This window comes from Cobetia sp. 1AS1 (genome assembly GCF_029846435.1).
Classification (GTDB): Bacteria; Pseudomonadota; Gammaproteobacteria; order Pseudomonadales; family Halomonadaceae; genus Cobetia; species Cobetia amphilecti.
This window is the reverse complement of sequence record NZ_JARWKU010000004.1, coordinates 35,715-54,190: the sequence shown is the minus strand read 5'-3', so window position 1 is coordinate 54,190 and position 18,476 is coordinate 35,715. Positions and strand designations below refer to the sequence as shown.

General features: G+C 64.0%; 16 protein-coding genes. 7 read left to right on the top strand and 9 right to left on the bottom strand.

Annotation, left to right across the window (positions count from 1 at the left end; all coding sequences use genetic code 11):
* Positions 1-3 precede the first annotated feature (3 nt).
* Positions 4-822 (top strand): HAD-IIB family hydrolase, encoded by an 819-nt coding sequence (locus QD280_RS08870; RefSeq protein WP_216059670.1) that lies wholly within the window; start codon positions 4-6, stop codon positions 820-822.
* Between the two features lie 153 nt (positions 823-975).
* Here the strand turns inward: QD280_RS08870 and trpC are convergent, their stop codons facing one another.
* The 5 genes from trpC to QD280_RS08845 form a co-directional block, all read right to left on the bottom strand.
* On the bottom strand, positions 976-1,800 hold the full coding sequence (trpC, locus tag QD280_RS08865; RefSeq protein ID WP_279838974.1) for an indole-3-glycerol phosphate synthase TrpC: 825 nt from the start codon (positions 1,798-1,800) through the stop codon (positions 976-978).
* Positions 1,800-2,846: an anthranilate phosphoribosyltransferase gene (gene trpD, locus QD280_RS08860; RefSeq protein WP_213114584.1), complete on the bottom strand. Its 1,047-nt coding sequence runs from the start codon at positions 2,844-2,846 to the stop codon at positions 1,800-1,802. The genes trpC and trpD overlap by 1 nt, the downstream gene beginning before the upstream one ends.
* 77 nt (positions 2,847-2,923) lie before the next feature.
* The gene (locus QD280_RS08855) at positions 2,924-3,559 is read right to left on the bottom strand and encodes an aminodeoxychorismate/anthranilate synthase component II (RefSeq protein ID WP_107336649.1); all 636 of its coding nucleotides are present in this window, start codon (positions 3,557-3,559) and stop codon (positions 2,924-2,926) included.
* A gap of 322 nt (positions 3,560-3,881) precedes the next feature.
* On the bottom strand, positions 3,882-5,369 hold the full coding sequence (gene trpE / locus QD280_RS08850) for an anthranilate synthase component I (RefSeq protein WP_043335326.1): 1,488 nt from the start codon (positions 5,367-5,369) through the stop codon (positions 3,882-3,884).
* A 187-nt stretch (positions 5,370-5,556) separates the two neighbouring features.
* On the bottom strand, positions 5,557-6,261 hold the full coding sequence (locus tag QD280_RS08845; RefSeq protein ID WP_279838972.1) for a phosphoglycolate phosphatase: 705 nt from the start codon (positions 6,259-6,261) through the stop codon (positions 5,557-5,559).
* 252 nt (positions 6,262-6,513) lie between these two features.
* Here QD280_RS08845 and QD280_RS08840 point away from each other — a divergent pair, with 252 nt between their 5' ends.
* On the top strand, positions 6,514-7,815 hold the full coding sequence (locus tag QD280_RS08840) for an NAD(P)/FAD-dependent oxidoreductase (protein ID WP_192838310.1): 1,302 nt from the start codon (positions 6,514-6,516) through the stop codon (positions 7,813-7,815).
* A 96-nt stretch (positions 7,816-7,911) separates the two neighbouring features.
* Here QD280_RS08840 and QD280_RS08835 read toward each other — a convergent pair whose 3' ends face one another.
* Positions 7,912-8,253, bottom strand: a complete 342-nt coding sequence (locus QD280_RS08835; protein ID WP_347421885.1) for a GIY-YIG nuclease family protein — start codon at positions 8,251-8,253, stop codon at positions 7,912-7,914.
* Positions 8,254-8,257: 4 nt separating this feature from the next.
* Positions 8,258-8,965, bottom strand: coding sequence for a ribulose-phosphate 3-epimerase (gene rpe, locus QD280_RS08830; protein ID WP_043335268.1), 708 nt, complete (start codon positions 8,963-8,965; stop codon positions 8,258-8,260).
* 350 nt (positions 8,966-9,315) lie between these two features.
* Here rpe and ggt point away from each other — a divergent pair, with 350 nt between their 5' ends.
* The 3 genes from ggt to QD280_RS08815 all read left to right on the top strand — a co-directional run bounded on the left by ggt (position 9,316) and on the right by QD280_RS08815 (position 13,354).
* On the top strand, positions 9,316-11,076 hold the full coding sequence (gene ggt / locus QD280_RS08825; protein WP_279838970.1) for a gamma-glutamyltransferase: 1,761 nt from the start codon (positions 9,316-9,318) through the stop codon (positions 11,074-11,076).
* Between the two features lie 165 nt (positions 11,077-11,241).
* The gene (locus tag QD280_RS08820; RefSeq protein WP_279838969.1) at positions 11,242-12,525 is read left to right on the top strand and encodes an MFS transporter; all 1,284 of its coding nucleotides are present in this window, start codon (positions 11,242-11,244) and stop codon (positions 12,523-12,525) included.
* A gap of 223 nt (positions 12,526-12,748) precedes the next feature.
* A complete protein-coding gene (locus tag QD280_RS08815; protein WP_279838968.1) occupies positions 12,749-13,354 on the top strand; it encodes a YajG family lipoprotein in 606 nt (201 codons plus the stop codon).
* A 137-nt stretch (positions 13,355-13,491) separates the two neighbouring features.
* Here the strand turns inward: QD280_RS08815 and tmpT are convergent, their stop codons facing one another.
* Positions 13,492-14,163: a thiopurine S-methyltransferase gene (gene tmpT, locus QD280_RS08810; protein ID WP_225996460.1), complete on the bottom strand. Its 672-nt coding sequence runs from the start codon at positions 14,161-14,163 to the stop codon at positions 13,492-13,494.
* Between the two features lie 40 nt (positions 14,164-14,203).
* Entirely contained in the window at positions 14,204-14,902 is a 699-nt protein-coding gene (locus QD280_RS08805; RefSeq protein WP_279838967.1) for a TIGR04211 family SH3 domain-containing protein, read from the bottom strand.
* 834 nt (positions 14,903-15,736) lie between these two features.
* On the opposite strand from QD280_RS08805, the gene miaB reads away from it, so the two are divergent.
* Both miaB and QD280_RS08795 read left to right on the top strand, forming a co-directional pair.
* A complete protein-coding gene (gene miaB, locus QD280_RS08800; RefSeq protein WP_279838966.1) occupies positions 15,737-17,086 on the top strand; it encodes a tRNA (N6-isopentenyl adenosine(37)-C2)-methylthiotransferase MiaB in 1,350 nt (449 codons plus the stop codon).
* Positions 17,087-17,354: 268 nt separating this feature from the next.
* The gene (locus QD280_RS08795) at positions 17,355-18,464 is read left to right on the top strand and encodes a PhoH family protein (protein WP_131431329.1); all 1,110 of its coding nucleotides are present in this window, start codon (positions 17,355-17,357) and stop codon (positions 18,462-18,464) included.
* The last annotated feature ends 12 nt before the right edge of the window (positions 18,465-18,476 follow it).

Genomic DNA, 18,476 nt, shown 5'->3' with positions numbered 1-18,476 from the left:
ACCATGCAAGCCTTCGCCCACTGTCCTGCCAGCACCCTGTCGGGTATCCGGTATCTGTTGACCGATATCGATGACACCCTCACCCATGAAGGGCGTCTCGCGGCATCGACGCTGGCGGCGCTGGAGCGCCTGGATGCCGCCGGCATCAAGGTCATCCCCGTCACGGGCGGTTGTGCGGGCTGGTGTGATCACATCGCACGCGCCTGGCCGGTCGCCAGCGTGATCGGTGAGAATGGCGCCTTTGCCTTCCGCCGCCAGGGGCAGCGCATCCTCACCACCTGGTGGGAAGACGAACAGCGCCTGCGCGCTCGCCAGCGCCACGTCATGACCGTCGCCCGCCAGCTGCTGCTCAACCATCCGCGCGCAGCACTGGCCCAGGACCAGCCCTTCCGCTTCGCCGATGTCGCGGTGGACCACTGTCAGGCGGTCGGCCCACTGGCCCAGAGCGAGATACGCGCCATCATCGCCGGCTTCACGGCCGCCGGTATTCAGGCGCGTGCCAGCTCCATCCACATCAATGCGTGGCAGGGCGAGTTCGACAAGGCGCGCATGGCGGTGCGGGTCCTCACCGAGACCTTCGGCCTGGACCGCATGCAGCTGGAGCAGGAGGTGATGTACGTCGGCGATGCGCCCAATGATGCGCCGATGTTCGCCACCTTCCGCCACACCGTGGGCGTGGCCAACATCATCCAGCACCGCGCGGCACTCGGTTGGGAGCCCAGCTGGGTGACACGCCACAGTCATGGCGCCGGGGTCGAGGAAATCGCCGAGGCTCTGCTCACGGCACGCAAGGGAGTCGAGAGCATCAAGACAGACGCCTGAGCCTGTGACTGATGGCGGGCATAGACCTCCAGCAGGATGACGGCCACAGGCCTTTGGACAGAAGTCAGCAGACAGGCATGAAAAAGCCCGCATGGCATTGCCATGCGGGCTTTTGTTATCCATAAGATAACGAATAACGCCAACTACCGGCTATCAATCCCCGAAAAACAATCCCCGCAGACCCTCGCCCGGATCATCAAAGCGCATGAAGGCTTCTCCCACCAGGAAGCCGTGGACGCCAGCGTCGCGCATCTTCGCCACATCGTCACGGGTATGGATGCCAGATTCGGTGACCACACGCACGCCCTGCGGCATGTCGGTCAGCAGGTCCAGCGTCGTCTCCAGCGACGTCTCGAAGGTGCGCAGGTCGCGGTTGTTGATGCCGACCAGCTCGATGCCCAGCGCCAGTGCACGCTTGAGCTCTTCGCCGTCATGCACCTCGACCAGCACATCCATGCCCAGCTCACGCGCCTGACGATACAGAGCACTCAGGCGCGCATCGTCCAGCGCCGCGACGATCAACAGGATGCAGTCGGCGCCGATGGCACGTGCTTCCAGCACCTGATACGGGTGGATGATGAAGTCCTTGCGAATCACCGGAATCGAGACGGCGTCGCGCGCCTCGATCATGAAGTCCTCATGCCCCTGGAAGAAGTCGGCATCAGTGAGCACCGACAGGCAGGCCGCACCGGCCTGCTCGTAGGCCACGGCGATCTCGGCGGGCACGAAGTCTTCACGGATCACGCCCTTGGAGGGTGACGCCTTCTTCACTTCGGCGATGATGGCCGGCTCGCCACGGTCGATGCGCGACGTCAGCGCCTCGATGAAGCCGCGCGGCGCGCTCTGCTTCTCGATCAGGGTCTGCAGGTCCGCCTCGCTCACCGCGGCGCTGCGCTCGGTGATCTCTTCTTCCTTGCGCGCCAGAATCCTGGCCAGGATGGTCGGCAATGCCTTGTCAGTCTTCTGCTCGGTGCTCATCAGCGGGTCGCTCCTTGATCATTGACCTGGGCGTAGACACGGGTGAAATCCGCCAATTCCTTCATCTTCTCGAACGGCAGCTTGCTGGCCTGCACGTCCTCGGCAATGCTGACACCCTCCTTGAGACTGTCCGCGATGCCCGCCACGTAAAGGGCCGCACCGGCATTGAGTGCCACGATGTCACTGGCCGGGCCTTCATCACCGCGCAGCGCCTGCTGCACCAGCTTGAGGCTGGCGTCCGAGGTCTCCACCGCCAGACTTTCCAGCGACTGGCGCGCGATTCCGAAGTCTTCCGGCGCGATGCGGTATTCGCGGATCTCGCCATCCTTGAGTTCATTGACCAGTGTCGGTGCCGCCAGCGAGATCTCGTCCAGACCATCATCGCTGTGCACCACCAGCACATGCTCGGCCCCGAGACGCTTGAGCACCTCGGCCATCAGCGGTACCAGCGCCGGGTCATAGACCCCCAGCACCTGGCGGGTGGCGCCGGCCGGATTGGTCAGCGGACCGAGGATGTTGAACATGGTACGCACGCCCATCTCGCGGCGCGGGCCGATCACGTGCTTCATGGCGGCGTGATGATTGGGCGCGAACATGAAGCCGACCCCGATATCATCGATGCAGCGTGCGACCTGCTCGGCGTCCAGCGCCAGATTGATGCCGGCCGACTCAAGCAGGTCGGCACTGCCGGACGATGACGAGACACTGCGGTTGCCATGCTTGGCCACATGACCACCGGCGGCCGCCACCACGAAACTTGCCGCCGTGGAGACATTGAACAGGTTGGCACCATCACCGCCGGTGCCGACGATATCCACTGCATCGGTGGCGCGCACCGTGACCCGCGTCATCAGCTCACGCATCACCTGGGCGGCGGCGGCCAGCTCATCGACGGTCTCGCCCTTCATCGACAGCGCCATCAGCAAGGCCCCGATCTGCGCCTGGGTCGCCTCGCCGGTCATGATGGCCGTCATGACCGCATGAGTGTCGTCGTAGCTCAGGTGCTGGCGGCGCATCACGGCGCCAATCGCCTCACGCATCTGCATGTTGTGTCTCCGCAGGCGCCAGCCTCGGCGGCTGACGCATGAAAAAATAGGATGTGACTCTTGCGATCAACGCCCGCTCAGGCGGCTTTCGCAGCCTCGCCGCGACGCAGGAAGTTAGCCAGAAGCTCATGACCCTGCAATGTCAGGATCGACTCAGGGTGGAACTGGACACCTTCGACATCCAGCTCGCGATGGCGCAGGCCCATGATCAACTGCGGCGTGACATCGTCGTCATCCGTCCAGCTGGTGACGATCAGACACTCGGGTAGGCTCTCACGATCGACCACCAGCGAGTGATAACGCGTGACTTCCAGCGGCTCGGCCAGCGCGGCGAAGACACCGCTGTTGTCGTGACGCACGGCGGAGGTCTTGCCGTGCATCACCTGGGGCGCACGTACCACCTTGCCGCCGTAGACCTGACCGATGGCCTGGTGACCGAGGCACACGCCCAGAATCGGCAGCTTGCCGGCGAAGTGGCGAATGGTTTCCAGCGTGATGCCGGCCTCGTTGGGCGTACACGGCCCCGGGCCCAGCACCAGATGTGATGCACCGAGCGCCTCGATCTGCTCGAGCGTGATGGCGTCATTGCGCACGGTCAGCACTTCCGCGCCCAGCTCACTCAGATACTGGACGATGTTGTAGGTGAAGCTGTCAAAGTTGTCGATCATCAGCACGCGTGGCGTGCTGGCGTCCTGCGAAGTGAATGTCTGCATGGTCAGTGTCCATTCTCGGGAGCGGATCATGCGCCGTGATTGACCGGCCTGCCCGCTCTCCTGTGGTGTCGTTCCCGCCGTCCAGCAACAAAAATGCCGCCCTGGTCGGCGGCATTCTTCTGGTCGTACGTCCTCGAACTTCAGACATGCGAAAGCCGCCCCCTTGTCAGGAGCGCCACCACTGCTGGCTGAGGTCGTGCGGGTTACGTAGCGTCATGGGTCAATAGTGCGTTGAGCTGCCAGGAGTGTCAATCACATGCGCCGTTGCAGGGAGTGACCCGCGAACACTGGCGAGTCACTCCTGAAATGCGTGGCGCGCCGATCAGTCCAGATTGTCCAGACCGCGCTCCGCCATCGCTACGGCACGGAACAGGGCACGCCCCTTGTTGAGGGTCTCGTCCCACTCGGACTGCGGCACGGAATCGGCCACGATACCGGCGCCGGCCTGGACGTGCAGCACCTTGTCCTTGAGCACCGCGGTGCGGATCGCGATGGCGGTATCCATGTTGCCGTGCCAGGAGAGATAGCCCACCGCACCGGAATAGATGCCGCGCTTGACCGGCTCCACCTCGTCGATGATCTCCATGGCGCGAATCTTCGGCGCTCCGGACAGGGTGCCGGCCGGGAAGGTGGCCCGCAGCACGTCCATCGGCCCCAGGCCTTCCTTCAGCTTGCCGGTGACGTTGGAGACGATGTGCATGACGTGGGAATAGCGCTCCACCACCATCTGGTCCGTCACCTTGACGCTGCCGGTCTGGCTGATGCGACCGGCGTCATTGCGACCCAGGTCGATCAGCATCAGGTGCTCGGCGACTTCCTTGGGGTCTGACAGCAGGTCCTTCTCCAGCGCCAGGTCTTCCTCTTCGGTGGCGCCGCGCACGCGGGTACCGGCGATCGGGCGCACCGCGACCTCGCCATCCTCGAGACGCGAGAGAATCTCCGGCGACGAGCCGATGACATGGTGGTCATCCAGATTGAAGAAGAACATGTACGGCGAGGGATTCAGGCTGCGCAGTGCACGGTAGAGATCCAGCGGCGCGGCGCGGTAGGGAATCGACATGCGTTGCGACGGCACGCACTGCATGACATCACCGGCCAGCACGTATTCCTTGATCTTCTCCACTGCGCCCTTGAAGCCTTCCTCGGTGAAGCCGGAGGTGAAGTCGGTCTCCTTGACCGGCTCGCCGCCGGTGCCGGGGCTGACAGTGTTCAGCGTCGCGCTGCGCAGCTGGATCTCGAGGCGCTCGAGACGCTCGCAGGCGGCCTCGTAGGCGTTCGGCGTTGCCGGGTCGGCGTGGGTCAACAGCGTCAGACGCCCGGACAGGTTGTCGAAGATCACCAGCTCGTCGGCGACCATCAGCAGGATGTCCGGCACGCCCAGCGGGTCCGGCTTCTCGACGCCGCGCAGGCGCGGTTCGATATAGCGCACGGTGTCATAGCCGAAGTAGCCGACCAGACCGCCATTGAAGCGTGGCGCACCGTCGATGACCGGCACACGGAAGCGGGTCTGGAACTGCTCGATCCAATCGAGGGGGTCCTCGACCTCGGTCATGCCGGTCTGCTCGCCATTTATCAGATGCGAGACCACCTGGCCACGCACCTCGATGCGCTCACGACACGGCAGGCCGATGATGGAGTAACGCCCCCACTTCTCTCCGCCCTGCACGGACTCCAGCAGGAAGGTCCACGGCATGTCGGCCAGCTTGAGATAGGTAGACAGTGGCGTGTCGAGATCCGCCAGCACGTCACGGGTGACGGGAATGCGGTTGTAACCGGCTTCGGCCAGTTCAGCGAAGTGTTGTGGGGTCATCATGACCTGCAGTTCCTTCCACGGAGGGTGCGTTGCCGACATGGGGCCGGCTTGTCTGGGACTCAGTCTATCATCGCGGGTCGCTGGCGGCAGCGCTGGTGGAGGCAAGTTCTGCCATCTCATGCTTCACTGTGCGCCCGAGCTGGACACCAGCCTCGCTCTGTCAATTCCCATCAATCCGCGTCACTCAGCCAGCCACGACCAGCTCGGCGAGCGAGTCGACGAGGTAGTCCGGGTGGCTGCGCGAGATCGGCTCGCCATGGTTGTAGCCGTAAGGTACCGCCAGGGTGCGGAAACCGGCGGCGCGGCCTGCCGCGATATCGTGGCGCGAGTCACCGACCATCAAGGCCTGACGCGGCAACACTCCCAGCCGCTCGGCGGCGAACAGCAGGGGCGCGGGGTCCGGCTTGCGCGTCGGCAGGCTATCGCCGCCCAGCGCCAGCGCGAAATGCTCGCTCAGCGCGAAGTGCGAAAGCAGCGGTTCGATGAAGGCTTCCGGCTTGTTGGTGATCAGCACCAGCGGGATCCCGGCCTGGCGCAGACCCTCCAGGCATTCCTGCACCCCGGGATAGAGTCGCGTACGCGAGCTGGGGTCGGCGGCGTAATGTGCCAAAAAGCTCTGATGCGCCTGCTCGACCCGCGCCAGGTCATCGGTCGCCAGGCCATGAGCTGCCAGGGCGCGCTCCACCAGTACCCGCGATCCATTGCCGACAAAGTCGCGTATCCGCGCCTCCCCCAGCGCCGTCAGCCCCTCTTGCTCAAGCATGCAGTCGATCGCATGGGCGAGGTCCGGCACCGAGTCGATCAGGGTGCCATCGAGGTCGAAGGCGACCATCTCGATCGCCCTGAGCGACGGATGTACCGGACCTGTGAATGTGGGATGATCGTGCATCCTTGCTCCTTTTCAGCGACAGAATTCGTGTAGGTGCCAAAAGCGCAACGACGAGTTCTCGCGTGCTCATGGCGAATATACGTAAAATAACGACATCTCGCGCATGCAGCACTATTTAGCACGCTCATTATCTTGTTATCATAGCGGTATCGCGACGCCAGTTATCGACTCCGGGCCTTGCATGTTCTGACTCGATAGCCGGCCGACACTTTTCACACCTTCCCCATCAATCTTGTCACTGAGGAGCACTCAATGGCCATTCCCCGCATCGTAGTCGTTGGCGGAGGCGCCGGCGGTCTGGAACTCGTCACCAAACTGGGCCACAAGCTGGGCCGCAAGAAGAAAGCCGAGATCATTCTGATCGACCGCAACTCCACGCACATCTGGAAGCCGCTGCTGCACGAAGTGGCCACCGGCGTGCTGGATTCCGGCCTCGATGAAGTCTCCTACCAGGGCCATTCCAAGGCCCACGGCTACAAGTTCCAGCGCGGCACCCTGGAAAGCCTAGAGCGTGAAGAGAAGCAGCTGACCCTGGCCGCCATCCATGACGCCAAGGGCAACGTGCTGCTGCCCGCCCGCCAGCTCAGCTATGACTATCTGGTGCTGTCACTGGGCAGCGTGTCCAATGATTTCGGCACCGAAGGCGTCGCCGAACATTGCCACTTCCTGGACAGCCCGCAGCAGGCCGAGAAATTCCGCCGCGACATGCTCGACACCTTCCTGCGCTTCAGCGCCAACGGCGAGGAATGTGAGCGCCAGCAGCTCAACGTCGCCATCATCGGCGCCGGCGCCACCGGGGTCGAACTCTCCGCCGAGCTGTTCGATGCCTCCAAGATGCTGCACAGCTACGGCTTCTCCTCGCTGGAAGACCGCCAGGTCAAGGTCCACCTGATCGAGGCCGCACCGCGCATCCTGCCCGCCCTGCCGGAACGCATCGGCAAGCCGGTCGCCAAGGAGCTGACCAAGCTGGGCGTCGATATCCACGTCGATACCCGGGTGACCTGTGCCGACTCACGCGGCATCACCACTGCCGATGGCACTCTGATTGAAGCCGACCTGAGCGTGTGGGCCGCCGGTATCCGTGCGCCCGCCTTCCTGTCCGAGCTGGGTCTGTCCACCGAGCGCAACCATCAGGTCAAGGTGCACCAGACCATGCAGAGCATCGATGATGAGTTCATCTTTGCCCTCGGTGACTGTGCCAGCTGCCCGCAGCCGGATGACAAGCGCGTCCCGCCGCGCGCCCAGGCCGCTCACCAGCAGGCCAGCCTGATGGTCAAGAACCTGCGTGCCGCGATGGCCAACAAGCCGCTCAAGGACTTCGTGTTCAAGGACCACGGCTCGCTGATCTCGCTGGCGCACTTCGATGCCGTCGGCTCGCTGATGCGCGGTGCCTCGGCGCGTTCGCTGTTCATCGAGGGCCGCCTGGCCAAGTTCTTCTACGCCTCGCTGTATCGCATGCACCAGATGGCGATCCACGGCGTGGTCAAGACCGGCGTGACGGTGGTGGTCGATGGCCTGAACCGCTACCTGCGCCCGAAGATGAAACTGCACTGAGACTGAGCCTGCCCGGCAGGGTCGCCAGTCAACAAAACGCCCCCGACGGATTCCGTCGGGGGCGTTTTCATTTCACGCATTCAATCAAGCAGGCCGTCAGGTCTCGCCGAGCAGGCTGTCCAGTGTCATCTCACCGGTGATCAAGCGACGCTTGGCCGCCACACTCAACTGCTTGACGCGATACTCGAGCTTGAGCGCCCGCGAGCGATCGCCGACCACCTGTTGATAACACAGCGTCAGCGGCCCCTTGCCGCGCAGCGCTCGCGCACCGCGCTTGCCGCCCTCATGCTCGCTCAAGCGGCGCGCCACATCGGTACTGATACCGGTGTAGAGGCGCCCCTGGGCCGTCTCGAGCACATACAGCGACCACTCGCTGAGCGCCGCGGCGTGAACCGAGCCGTCGGCTGCCTCGCCAGCTCGCGCGCTGTCATCCGTCACGCGATCAGCTGCGCACGCTGGCAAGCTCGGCACGCAGCTTCGCCAATACGCTGTCGTAGCGGTTGGCATCGCTGTCGCTGCGCGCATTGAAGATGGCGGAACCGGCCACGAAGGTGTCGGCACCGGCACGCGCGATCTCGGCGATGTTGTCGACCTTGACGCCACCATCGATCTCGAGACGGATGTTGTAGCCGGAGGCATCGATGCGACGACGCGCTTCACGCAGCTTGTCGAGGGTACCGGGGATGAACGACTGGCCGCCGAAGCCCGGGTTGACGCTCATCAACAGAATCATGTCGACCTTGTCCATCACGTAGTCGAGGTAGGACAGCGGCGTGGCCGGATTGAATACCAGACCGGACTTGCAGCCCGCATCACGAATCAGCTGCAGCGAGCGATCGACGTGGTCGGAGGCTTCCGGATGGAAGGTGATGTAGCTGGCACCGGCCTCGGCGAAGTCACCGATCATGCGGTCGACCGGCGTGACCATCAGGTGGGCATCGATCTCGGCGCTGATGCCGTAGTCACGCAGCGCCTTGCACACCATCGGCCCGATGGTCAGGTTGGGCACGTAATGATTGTCCATCACGTCGAAGTGGACGATATCGGCCCCGGAGGCCAGCACATCCTCGACCTCCTGCCCCAGGCGGGCGAAGTCAGCGGACAGGATCGACGGGGCAATCTTGAAGTCATTCGGCAGTAGTTCAGACATGTCATCAGGCGCCAGCGAGAAGTGGAAGGGGCATTTTACGCCACCCTCTCACAAAAGACAGGCGCTGTGTGAATGTGTACGGCCAGCCTACCGGTCCGTCGCCGGCCCACGCCAGGCACTCCACTGCGACCCACATCCTCAAGCCGCCCCCACACCAGGACCTCATCCCCTTTCCAGATCAGGCACCAACAAGAATATTGCCGTGCAAAGTTGAAATTGGTGCATTAGCAACTGATAGTTAAGCTGTTCTCTCGGCCCAGTGAGCAGCTCGCTGGCCTTCTGCGCATGTTCCTCGCACTGCACGCGTCATGTCGCATCTCTTATAACGATAACAGGAACCGACACCTCTCATGTTCGACACCTCTCTCGCAAACCGCAGACATCTCAAGGCGCTGGCCGCCGCCGCACTGTTGCCGCTGGCCGGCCTGCTGCCGACGGCGATTCCCGCCGCCTTCGCCGAGTCTTCCGCGATTCTGGAAGGCGAGCGCTTCCACCCCCAGGAAGGCCAGCACGGCATGGTCGCGACCAGCCACTATCTGGCCTCTCAGGTCGCACGCGATGTGCTGGCCGATGGCGGCAACGCCGTCGACGCCGCCGTGGTGGCAGGCTTCGCGCTGGCCGTGACCCAGCCGCGCTCCGGCAATATCGGTGGCGGCGGCTTCATGCTGGTGTCGGATGAGAAGACCGGTGAAGTGGTGGCCATCGACTACCGCGAGAAGGCCCCGGCCGCGGCCAGCGAGACGATGTTCCAGGACGAGAATGGCGAGGCGGTCTCCGAGTGGTCGCGCTTCACCCACCGTGCGGCAGGCGTGCCCGGCACCGTCGCTGGCCTGGCCAAGGCGCTGGAAGACTACGGCACCCTGAGTCTCGAGCAGGCCCTCGCCCCGGCCATCAAGCTGGCCGAAGACGGCTTCGTGATTCCAACGCGCTTCGCCAAGGGCTTGAGCGATGCCAAGGACCGTCTGGCCAAGTGGGACAGCACCGCCAAGGTGTTCTACAAGCCGGATGGCAGCAACTATCAAGCCGGTGAGCTGTTCAAGCAGCCGGAACTGGCCGCGACCCTCAAGCGCATCGCCGCCAATGGCCCGCGCGAGTTCTACGAGGGTGAGACCGCCCGGCTGATCGTCGCCGAGATGGAGCGCCACGACGGCATCATGACGCTGGATGATCTGAAGGCCTACAAGCCGGCCATCCGCGAACCGGTCCACGGCACCTATCGTGGCTATGACATCTTCTCGATGAGCCCGCCCTCCTCCGGCGGCGCGCACATCGTCGAGATTCTCAACATGCTCGAAGGCGATGACATCCAGGCGATGGGCTTCAATTCCGCCGCCACCCTCCATGTGATGGCGGAAGCGATGCGCCGCGCCTACGCCGACCGCTCCGAGTATCTTGGCGACACCGACTTCGTCGATGTGCCGCTGTCGGGCATCATCTCCAAGGACTACGCCAAGGAATTGCGCGCCCAGTTCGAGCTCGACAAGGCAACGCCCTCCAGTGAGGTCAAGCCCGGCAAGCCGCAGCCGTATGAGTCCAATCAGACCACCCACTTCTCGATTGCCGATGGCAATGGTCTGGCCGTCTCCAATACCTACACCATCAACTTCAGCTACGGCTCCGGCATCGTGGTCGATGGCGCAGGTTTCCTGCTCAACAACGAGATGGATGACTTCTCCGCCAAGCCGGGCGTGCCGAATGCCTATGGCCTGATCGGTGGCGTCGCCAACAAGATCGAGCCGAACAAGCGCATGCTGTCTTCCATGAGCCCGACCATCGTGATGAAGGATGGCAAGAACTTCCTCGTCACCGGTAGCCCCGGCGGCTCGCGCATCATCACCACCACGCTGCAGGTGATCATGAACGTGATCGACCACGGCATGAACATCCAGTCGGCGGTCAGCGCACCGCGCATCCACCACCAGTGGCTGCCGGACGAGATTCGCATCGAGGCGGGCATCAGCAAGGACACCATCCGTCTGCTCGAGGCGATGGGCCACAAGGTGGTGACCAAGGACGCCATGGGCGCCATCCAGTCGATCATGATCGACGACGGCACCTTCTACGGCGGTGCTGACCCGCGTCGCTCCACCTCTTCGGCCATGGGGCTGTAGACGATGGCTGCGACGGGGTAGTCTCTGCATCGCATCGCCGAGCTGCCCCATCAATGACGCCTTGACCCCATTGATGGGGCGGGCTATCTGTGACGGGCGACACTTCGGTGTCGCCCGTTCGCGTCTTGCTGCGCCATCACGCCCTCTGCCCTACAAGGTGCCCTCGTGTCCTCAACCAAGTCACTCACGCCGCCCATCTCTGGCTGGCGGCAATGGGCCAACCGCTATCCGGTCGCCTTGATCGCCCTGGCGCAGCTGTTCGGCACCAGCCTGTGGTTCACCCCCAATGCAGTCCTCACGCCGATGCTGGCGAGCTGGGACTTTACCGGCGATAGTGCCGCGGCACTCGGCCAGCTGACCTCCTCGGTGCAGGGCGGCTTCATCGTCGGCACCCTGGTGCTGGGGCTTGCCGGCCTGGCGGACCGTTTCGCGGCGCGCCATCTGTTCATGGCTTCCTGCGTGCTGGGCGCGCTGACCAATCTGGCGTTGTTGATCGCGCCGGGGCTGCTGAGCGCCTCAGGCTTGCGCGTGCTGACGGGGCTGGCACTGGCCGGCATCTACCCCATCGGCTTGAAGCTGATGGTGCAGACCGCACCGGACCGTGCCGGTGCCGCGCTCGCCTGGCTGGTCGGCATGCTGGTGCTTGGCACCGGGCTGCCGCATGCACTGGCCGCACTGCAACAGGGCGAAGGCATGCAGCTGCCGTGGGGCGCAGCCATCAGCACTGCCTCGCTGCTGGCCATCGTCGGTGCCGGTCTGGTCGCCTTGCTGGCCCCACCGGCGGCGAAAGCCACCGCGGCGCCCCGCCAAGCACCAGCGGCGAAAGACGGCCGCAACACCTTTCTCGCGCGTGCCACTCGAGGACTGGCGGCCTGGCAATATCCCGGCTTCGTACGCGGCGCACTGGGCTACTTCGGCCACATGTGGGAGCTGTACACCCTGTGGGCACTGACACCTCTGCTGCTGACCCAGATGGCCAGCGCGACAGGCGTGACGCTCTCTCCTGCCAGCCTGGCCTGGCATAGCTTCCTAGTGATCGCCATCGGCGCGCCCGGCTGTGTCATCGGGGGCTGGCTCTCGCGCAGCCGAGGCAGTCTGTGGGTGGCGCGTCTCGGGCTCGCCGGTTCGGTGACGCTGACGTTGATCTTCGTCGCCGCCACGCAGCTTGAGGCCGGTTACGGCGTGCTGCTGGCTCTGCTGGCGCTGTGGAGCCTTCTGGCCGTGATCGACTCGCCGCAGTTCTCGGCACTCGCCGCGGGCGGCACCCCGGTCGAGCTGCAGGCCAGCGCCCTGGCGATGATGAATGCCTTCGGCTTCAGCCTGTCACTGGTCTCGATCGCCTTGCTCACGCCGCTGATCGCCGGCCACGGCAGCCTGCTGTTGCTGGCCTTGCTGCCCGGCCCGCTGTTGGGCCTGCTGGCCTTGAGCAGACGCGTCGACGGCGCATGAGCCATGGACCATGAGCTACGAGCCATGAGCTACGGGCCATGAACCTCGCCAACTGTCGCTTGCAGAGGACAGGCGTGAGCCTGAATCTCCACTACGCTCAGGCGCCATTCTGGCCCTATACTCGCGCCATTGTGCTCCGGCCATCCCGCGCGGCAGGCGAGATATTGGCAACGGATGGCCGAGATGACTCCCATGACAACCGGCCTCAGGCCCAGGAACCCCGATGATGATGCACAAGTTGCGCACCACCTGCATGAGCGTGGCACTGATCGCCACGGCGGCACTTCTCAGCGCTTGCGGCACCAGCCCGCAGCGCCTGTACGTCAATCCGCAGGTCGGCGAGATGGGCGTGGTCGGCCACGGGCAACAGGTGGTGGTGGATGTGCTCGATGAGCGTCCGTCAGAGCGCATCGGCTCTCGCGATGGCGCCACCAATGCCTCGAGCTATCTGGTCGTGCCGACCGGCGACCTGACACCCAAGCTTGAGGCCCAGACCGTCAGCGCCCTGCGCCGCATGGGCTTCGTGCCGGTGTCCGCCGAACAGGCTAACCAGGACGCAGCAGAGCTGACCATCTCGCTGACCGAGCTGGCCTATGGCGTGAAGCGTGGCGGCCTGATCACCGATACCGCGACACTCAATGGCGTGATCAAGGCCGTCGCCGTGTCCGGCAAGCAGCGCTATACCGGCAGCTACACCGCGACGCGTGACCAGGGCTATGCCCTCAAGCCGAGTCAGGAGAAGAACACCGAGATGGTCTCTGAGGTGATCGGCGATGCGCTGACTCGCGCCTTCCAGGACACCACGCTGATCCGCCAGCTCGACCAGTAGGTTCGATCAGCAAGCTCGATCAGCAGCTCGCCACCAACGAAAACGCCACCGCCGCCCATTGGGCGGCGGTGGCGTTTTTCATGCGAGCTGAACCTTCATGAGGACTGGACCTGACTGACAAGGTCACCTCTGAGTCGTCAGCGACGCGGTCCCTTGCGCACCAGACTCCACACCGTCTCACGCAGGCCGCGCTCATCCGGGGCACGACGCTCCAGCACCTCAAGCGTGAAGTTGGCGCTCAACAGCTGACGAATCTCGTCTTCGGCGACATGGAACGGCGGGCCCTGATGCTGCTCCGTCTGCCGCTCGAGACTGATCAACAGGCCACGCGCGCCCGGGGGCAGCAGCTGCGCCAGATGGAAGGCGTAGCGCTGACGGGTGGCCGGCGGCAAGGCGATCAGCGCGGCGCGATCATAGAAGGCGTCCAGATGATCGACATGGTCGATATGGAAGTGGAAGAAGTCTCCGCACCACAGCTCGACCATGCCCTGGCGGAAGCATTCGAAGTGCTCCAGCCGATAGCGCGAGACATCCCCGGCACCTTCGGCGACGAACTGCTCACAGGCCTGGCGTGCAAGCTCGATGCCCAGCACCGGATAGCCCTGCGCCGCCAGCCAGCGCATGTCGAGACTCTTGCCACACAACGGCACCAGCACCTTGGCGCCCGCCGCGATCTCAAGCCGCGGCCACCAGCGCTCCAGCGCCGAATGCGTGGCAGGCAGATGAAAGCCGATCCGCCCTTCCTGCCATCGCGCCAGCCAGGGGTCACTGGCCGGCGTCGCGTCCATCGTCGTGTCTTGTGCCGACATGAGCTGACGCACTCCCTCTGCTATCGGTTACCGGAATGCCTTACAGGAAGCCGTGACGCTTCTTCTTGCGACGCGGCAGGTGCGGCACGATCAGGCCGACCAGCAGGCCGACACCCGCCACGCCACCGCCGTACATGAAGTAGCGCATCAGCAGGTCCTGCTTCTTGGTATCGAGCTTGGTTTCCATGTCCTGCATCTTGCTACGCGCCTGGGCAAGCTCGGCTGACTGGCTGTTGCTGGCCTGCTCAAGCTCCTCGATGCGCGCCTGACGCGTCTCGAGGCCGGTCTTCATGTCCTCGACACGGGTTTCCCACTCTTCATTGATGCCGTCGAGCCTGGCAGTCAATTCCTTGACCCTGGCGCTCAGCTCGGGCACCCGGGCATTGACGCTCTGGGTGTCCTGCAGGTCAGCGGAGGGAATCCACACCACGTCACCGCTGGCGGTGCGGATCTTGCTGTAGTCATTCTGGACCTCGAGCAGCTCGACCGGCTGGCCGGCTTCCACCGTGCCCACGATGCGGTAGCCATCCGTCGGGCCACTGCGCACGAAGGTGGTGAGGTCATCGGCGACCCAGCGGTCGGTGGCCGCATTGGCCAGCGGTGCACCCAGCAGCAGGCTGCCGGCGACGCCAGCCCCCAGCACCACACGGCGCAGTGAGCGCGCAAGCGTCGAACACGGCGATCGGGGTGACAGGAAACCGAAAGATGAAGGGGTGCTGGTAATGGAGAATCGCGTCATATCGTGTTCTTCATGGCTGTCTAAGGGCGTAAGCCGACCGTGTCAGGCGTGTGGGCACGAGGAGCAAGCGCGCTGAATCCTGCGTCCCCACATGCCGAACATGATCGACCGCTTTTGGGCGAAGGAAGGCTCGCCCTGTCTGCCCATGCGGTGTCTGCCAGGTTGCGCAATGCAAGGCATCCTGCCTGGCATCGCTGTCGCGCTTGGACGTACGGTAACGAAATTGCCGCGAGAAAAATCCGAGACTGTCATTTCAGTGTCTTCAGACATCCACACTTTCTGTGGATAAGTCTTGGGACAACCTCAAAGGGGCAGGTCTGCGCACGGCGAAATGCCTGCCCCGCCAACAAATCGATCAAATTTTAACCAGCTCAGGCAGCCGGGCTATCGGCATGAAAACCTCAACAAATCAAGCCATTGACAGCCTGATGTGCGTTGCGCAACACCTGCCTGATAACTATGAAACATGCCAAGCCCCTGTTGTAGCGTCAGGGCATGCGCGGGCTTTCTCGTGAGGATACCACAGCCACCATCAGGCTGAACCGGTGGTTGGCAGGCATCCTCCTCATTGCTGACAGCGATGCGACAGGGCTGGCCGCATGGCCGCCAGACTCCTATACTGTGCCGTCCCGATTTTGGCCTCGACCCGATCAGCGTGCCGCTTGGCACAGTATCGTCGCGCCCTCGATTCCCGGCCAGCCATCGGCGCCGGGGCTCATTCATTACAAGTCGTGCCCGCTTCTCCTGACCGCTGACGCTGCCCGCCGCCACCATGTGCCCGGGCGCGAGGCGCACGAAGCCCGGGCGCGCAGCTCAGAGCGTTCACACAAGGCAATGGCGAAGAAACTCTTCATCAAGACTCACGGCTGCCAGATGAACGAGTATGACTCCGCGCGCATGGCGGATCTGCTCGGCGAATCGCATCAGATGGAAGTCACCAGCGACGAATCCGAAGCAGACGTCATCCTGCTCAACACCTGCTCCATCCGCGAGAAGGCGCAGGAGAAGGTGTTCCACCAGCTGGGGCGCTGGAAGAAGCTCAAGGAAAAGAACCCGGAGCTGGTGATCGGCGTCGGCGGCTGCGTGGCCAGCCAGGAAGGCGACAACCTGCGCAAGCGTGCCCCGCATGTGGACATGGTGTTCGGCCCGCAGACCCTGCACCGCGTGCCGAAGATGCTCGACACCCGCCGCGACAGTCTCAAGCAGATTTCCGTGGTCGACGTGACCTTCCCCGAGATCGAGAAGTTCGACAACCTGCCCGCGCCCAAGAGCGACGGTGCCAGCGCCTTCGTCTCGGTGATGGAAGGCTGCTCCAAGTACTGCACCTTCTGCGTGGTGCCCTACACCCGCGGTGAGGAAGTCTCGCGTCCCTTCGAGAAGGTGATGGATGAAGTCATCCACCTGGCCGACCAGGGTGTGCGCGAGATCAACCTGCTGGGCCAGAACGTCAACGCCTACGCCGGTCTCAACCAGCTGGGCGAGGAGATCGACCTCGCCGAGCTGATCAGCTGCGTGGCGCAGGTCGAGGGCATCGACCGCATCCGCTTCACCACCTCGCATCCGCTGGAGTTCAAGGACTCGCTGATCGAGGCCTTCGGTGAGATTCCGGAGCTGGTCAGCCACCTGCACCTGCCGGTGCAGTCGGGCTCCAACCGCATCCTGGCGGCGATGAAGCGCGGCCACGAGCGTGACCTCTACATCGACAAGCTCGAACGCATCCGCGCGCTGCGCCCGGACATCAGCTTCTCCTCCGACTTCATCGTCGGCTTCCCGGGCGAGACCGATCAGGACTTCATGGACACCATGGACCTGATCGGCCAGATCGGCTTCGATCACTCCTTCAGCTTCATCTACTCCGCACGTCCGGGCACCCCGGCGGCGAATCTGGAAGATGACACCCCGGAAGAGGTGAAGAAGGAGCGCCTGCTCATCCTGCAGGAGCGCATCAACCAGCAGGCGATGCAGATCGGGCGCAAGATGGTCGGCACCACCCAGCGCATCCTGGTCTCCGGCTTCTCGCCGCGTGACCCGGGCCTGCTGTCAGGGCGCACCGAGAACAACCGGGTGGTCAACTTCCGCGCCGCCAACCCGACCGAGCTGATCGGCTACCTGGTGGATGTCGAGATCACCGAGACCTACCCCAACTCGCTGCGCGGTGAGCTCAGCTCGCCCTACCGCTATTGATCGCTCGTCGCTCATTGACGAAGCGCCATCAGCCCCCACTATCAAGCAGATAGCCACGCTGGCCGTACAGGACAATTGCCCTGTACGGCCATCGCGCATTAAGCTCTCTTGAGACTTCGGCAACGCGTCACCATTGACTCTGAAATGGCGCCGTCATGCGCCGTGGCGGGCAGAGCGCCCCGTGCATTACGCGCAGGTATCCGCCATCGCGGCTGCCCCTCATCGCCAAGCATCATCGCCACTCATCACTATCAGGATATTCGACGCCTTGAGCCACCAGTCACAGCAAGCCAATCGCATTCTCAACATGACGCTTGAGCCGGCAGACCCGCAGCGTCTGGCCAGCCTGACCGGCCAGCGCGACGAGCATCTCAAGCTGATCGAATCCCGGCTCGGTGTCACCCTGCGCAATCGCGGCAACGACTTCCAGATCGCAGGCCCCGCGGCCGCCGTGAAGGCGACCGCCAACGTGCTGGAGCATCTGTACCGCGAGACCGGTGCCGGCGAAGTCGATGCCGAGACCGTTCATCTGTTCCTGCAGGAATCCGGCGTCGAGGCGCTGGTCGAGGCCGCCGAGGACCAGGGCGCCACCTACGGTGATGTGGTGATCCGCACGCCCAAGGTGCTGGTGCGCCCGCGCGGCTTCAATCAGCAGGGCTATGTCACCGAGATGCGCAATCACGACATCAACTTCGGCATCGGCCCGGCCGGTACCGGCAAGACCTATCTTGCCGTCGCCGCTGCCGTGGAAGCGCTCAACAACAACGAAGTGCGACGCATCCTGCTGGTACGTCCGGCGGTCGAGGCCGGCGAGAAGCTCGGCTTCCTGCCGGGAGACCTGGCCCAGAAGATCGACCCCTACCTGCGCCCGCTCTACGACGCCCTGTACGAGATGCTCGGCTTCGAGCACGTCAACAAGATGATCGAGCGCCAGATCATCGAGATCGCGCCGTTGGCCTACATGCGCGGCCGGACGCTCAACAACGCCTACATCATTCTCGATGAGTCCCAGAACACCACGCGCGAGCAGATGAAGATGTTCCTGACGCGCATCGGTTTCGGCTCCACCGCCGTCATCACCGGTGACGTCTCGCAGGTCGATCTGCCGCGTGGCACCCAGTCAGGTCTCGCGCACGTGATGGAGGTCCTCAAGGACACCCCGGGGATCAGCATCACGCGCTTCCTGGCCAAGGACGTCGTGCGTCACCCGCTGGTGCAGCGCATCGTCGAGGCCTACGACACCTTCGAAGCCGCGGAAGAGCAGCAGGAAGGTGAGCGTCGCGAGCAGCGTCAGGCCGAGCGCGAAGCCCGCATGGCGGCGCTGAATGCCCAGAGCAACGTGCCGCCTGCCAGCACTCCGGCGGGAGGTAGCCAGTGAGCGAAGCCCCCG

Bases quoted from the DNA above. Each gene is read 5' to 3' on its own strand.
- rpe (WP_043335268.1), bottom strand. From the start codon at position 8,965: ATGTCTGAACTACTGCCGAATGACTTCAAGATTGCCCCGTCGATCCTG.
- QD280_RS08845 (WP_279838972.1), bottom strand. From the start codon at position 6,261: ATGCACGATCATCCCACATTCACAGGTCCGGTACATCCGTCGCTCAGG.
- QD280_RS08815 (WP_279838968.1), top strand. From the start codon at position 12,749: ATGATGATGCACAAGTTGCGCACCACCTGCATGAGCGTGGCACTGATC.
- trpD (WP_213114584.1), bottom strand. From the start codon at position 2,846: ATGCAGATGCGTGAGGCGATTGGCGCCGTGATGCGCCGCCAGCACCTG.
- miaB (WP_279838966.1), top strand. From the start codon at position 15,737: ATGGCGAAGAAACTCTTCATCAAGACTCACGGCTGCCAGATGAACGAG.
- trpC (WP_279838974.1), bottom strand. From the start codon at position 1,800: ATGAGCACCGAGCAGAAGACTGACAAGGCATTGCCGACCATCCTGGCC.
- ggt (WP_279838970.1), top strand. From the start codon at position 9,316: ATGTTCGACACCTCTCTCGCAAACCGCAGACATCTCAAGGCGCTGGCC.
- QD280_RS08805 (WP_279838967.1), bottom strand. From the start codon at position 14,902: ATGACGCGATTCTCCATTACCAGCACCCCTTCATCTTTCGGTTTCCTG.
- tmpT (WP_225996460.1), bottom strand. From the start codon at position 14,163: ATGTCGGCACAAGACACGACGATGGACGCGACGCCGGCCAGTGACCCC.
- QD280_RS08840 (WP_192838310.1), top strand. From the start codon at position 6,514: ATGGCCATTCCCCGCATCGTAGTCGTTGGCGGAGGCGCCGGCGGTCTG.
- QD280_RS08855 (WP_107336649.1), bottom strand. From the start codon at position 3,559: ATGCAGACATTCACTTCGCAGGACGCCAGCACGCCACGCGTGCTGATG.
- trpE (WP_043335326.1), bottom strand. From the start codon at position 5,369: ATGACCCCACAACACTTCGCTGAACTGGCCGAAGCCGGTTACAACCGC.
- QD280_RS08870 (WP_216059670.1), top strand. From the start codon at position 4: ATGCAAGCCTTCGCCCACTGTCCTGCCAGCACCCTGTCGGGTATCCGG.